The following is a 2,836-nucleotide window of genomic DNA, read 5'->3' as shown; positions in this document are numbered from 1 at the left end:
AATCCGATTATTCCGTTGGAGGGTAGCAATCCCGCGCTGCGGGTCAGTTTGGACGGTAATCGCGCCATTCGACTGCGATTGAGCTAGAAAACTTGCAATCCGGCGATTGATAATATTAGCGCGATCGCTCGCACTGAGATTGGCAAGACTGCCAACTTGTAAAATCACCTGCCCCCTCACCATAATGTCTGCAAAAAATACGCCATCCGTCGGCGTAGAGATCGGCGGCGATGGTGATGGTACGGCGACTGGAGGGGTGTCTTGTGCTACACCGACGATCGGCATCATTAGCCATAATCCGGTACAGATAATTGTTGAGGCGAGCGAGCGCGAGCAATGCTGGCAAAAATCCCAGCTCGAACGATCGTCAACCGGATTAAATGACTGTCGGCTAGCGAACATTTTGAACTGAAACATATTGGGCACGATCGGTTGTGGGATTTAACAATTAGAATTCAGAGCTGCGCGATCGCTTTTTTACAGTTTGGAGAGCTTGTTCCTCAGCCAACCCTAACCTGACAATTACTAGCAGTAGCGGATAGGGACTCCGGCGCAACCAGATCGGAACTCGTGGCAAGATCGCTATACTCAAAACAACTAACAACACTAATAGAAATTGCTCTGGATTTTCTTCGATCGCCACTTTTTTAAAACTTGCTTCGATCGTGCTATGGATTCCGGCTCGATTCTCGTCGATCGACTGATATTGACTGGTAATTACTCTCTGTAGGTAGTTAGTTGAATATTGTCTCGATCGCGTCCGTTCGTCGTAAACGATCGGTGTAATAGTTACCCAAATTAGCCAAGATTTAGAATCGGAAACCAGCCCCGACAGCCACACCAGTGGTTTGACCCCGATCGCTACTCAACGGTACGATCAACGAGGCTTTTAACCGCAGGCTCTCGCTAAGATCGAAATCGGCACCGCCCACTAAACCAGCCGTAGTGATACTGTTAGCTCCCGTATTAACATCGATCGAAGCACCCACAAAAGGGGTAATTACAATGTTATTATCAGTATTTCTGAGTGGAAAATCATAAGTAAGCGCAGTACCAAAGTCCGTACCGCTACTGGCAAAATAAATAAACGGACGTAACGATAGATTATCGCTAATCCCAAATTTTGAATCAATTCCAATTGCGGCTTGTCCATTTCCAAACAGAACCGATGGCCCGATCGAACTCTGCGCCGCTACTTGCGCTTTAGCTGGCGTACTCAGTCCTAGAGCGGCGATTGCAGATACAAGAGTAGCTAAGACAATATTTTTCATTGTGAGTTCTCCGTTGTAAAATAGATGGGATTTGTTACTTTTGTCTGGTTGATTTTGCGAGCATTTTCTGTGCGCCCAATCAGAGTAGATTTGGAGCGTATATGTATACTTTATATGTTTTATTTTAGTCAATTCCTCCTCACATTGATAGATTTATAACTAGTTGAATTTACTTAAATTTGATGAGGTTAGATCTGGCAATTTATTGCGAACTTAATCACTTATTAGTAATACCAATTTAAATAACATTAACGACAGATAGGGCATCCAAAATGAAAGGATATCCGGTAATGCTTGCAATTATTTCAGGCGTTAAAGCTTCTAAGAGTTGCCCTAATTTGATTTGAAGTTCTTCCAACGTCTTAAAGTTTGCCCATCTTAAATCAGATTTGAGATATTGCCATAAGTGTTCAATGGGATTTAGTTCTGGACAATAAGGAGGTTGAAATAACAGAATGATATTGTCTGGCACCACCAATTTCTTGCTAGTATGAAAACGACCATTGTCCACCTGAATAATATTGAGACTATCAGGATAAGCTCGGGAGAATTCATCCAAAAATCGTTGAAAGCACTCAGTATCAACATGGGAGAATTGTAGGAAGAAAGAAGCTCCAGTCGCAGGTTCTACAGCTCCATACAGCCAAAACGCCTTAAAGAACCATTGCCACGTTCCAATTGGTTTGATGCCGCAGGCACTCAGCAATCGACCAACTAATGTCTTGAGTCCGAAGCGACTCTCATCTTGAACAAAATATCGCATGGGTCGCTCTTTTTGGCGATCGAATAGACTTAGTAGTTCAAGGTCACTGGGGAGGTTTTTTTAAAAGCCAAACGACTGTCCTTGTTTTGTTTGTGGTGTTGTGGCCGTGCTACTTTCAGTTTGGCTTTGAGTCGATAGCGGGTCATTTGATACACGGCATGGTACTCCGCTTCCACACCCAATGTCTCTGACAGCCATTGCTGGACAGCTCCATAACTGTCAAATCCATTTTCTGGCTCTTGCAACCTTTTCGATAATGCTGCTTCTGCCCATTTTGGAATTAGCCGTCTTCCTCCTCCTGGGCTACTTTTTACCAGCTCTAATCCTGAGATTCCTTCTGTTCGATATATTCTTAACCATTCCTGTAATGTGCCTCGATGTCTCCCCAAAGATGCGGCGATCTTACTGATACTTGGTGCCTTCTCTTGCTTCAACCAGTACAGCACTTGGAGCTTTTCTGTGACTATCGGTTGAGTTGCTTGACGTAATCGCTCTGCTATCTCTTCTAAACTCTCTTTAACAATAATTGAGGTCACTCCTGCCATCTTAATCTCTCCACCTCCTTTTTCCTATTCTAGCTCATCTGTCATCTACTCAATTTAACTTGGTATAAGCTTAGAATCTTGCGAAAATAGCGATCGTACTTTAGATTGGCAATGCCTTTACTCACATCTTGCACTAGTATATTAGCTCTACTATTCAAGGGGTTGAAAATATGAGAAAAAGGGCGTGGAAAAACATTGATGAGAACAGTGAACACCATTCTCCCTTACGCCCAATTAATACTCTACACGCTGTTAGA

3 protein-coding genes and 2 pseudogenes are annotated in these 2,836 nt (G+C 43.4%); all 5 read right to left on the bottom strand.

Going from position 1 to position 2,836, the window contains the following annotated elements; all coding sequences use genetic code 11:
• Positions 1-417 (bottom strand): annotated as a pseudogene (locus ACEW9I_RS08615) (hypothetical protein); the annotation flags it as partial.
• Positions 418-448: 31 nt separating this feature from the next.
• Positions 449-841, bottom strand: a complete 393-nt coding sequence (locus tag ACEW9I_RS08610; RefSeq protein WP_373539939.1) for a hypothetical protein — start codon at positions 839-841, stop codon at positions 449-451.
• Positions 810-1,271: a hypothetical protein gene (locus ACEW9I_RS08605; RefSeq protein ID WP_373539938.1), complete on the bottom strand. Its 462-nt coding sequence runs from the start codon at positions 1,269-1,271 to the stop codon at positions 810-812. Before ACEW9I_RS08605 ends, ACEW9I_RS08610 begins: the two co-directional genes overlap by 32 nt.
• A 238-nt stretch (positions 1,272-1,509) precedes the next feature.
• Positions 1,510-2,040, bottom strand: a pseudogene (locus tag ACEW9I_RS08600) (IS630 family transposase); the annotation flags it as partial.
• 23 nt (positions 2,041-2,063) lie between these two features.
• A complete protein-coding gene (locus tag ACEW9I_RS08595; protein ID WP_373539937.1) occupies positions 2,064-2,579 on the bottom strand; it encodes a transposase in 516 nt (171 codons plus the stop codon).
• Positions 2,580-2,836 lie beyond the last annotated feature (257 nt).

The sequence above is a fragment of the Chamaesiphon sp. genome, from assembly GCF_041738855.1.
GTDB lineage: Bacteria > Cyanobacteriota > Cyanobacteriia > Cyanobacteriales > Chamaesiphonaceae > Chamaesiphon.
Note: the sequence above shows the minus strand (reverse complement) of the source record. Positions and strands in the feature narration are given on the sequence as shown.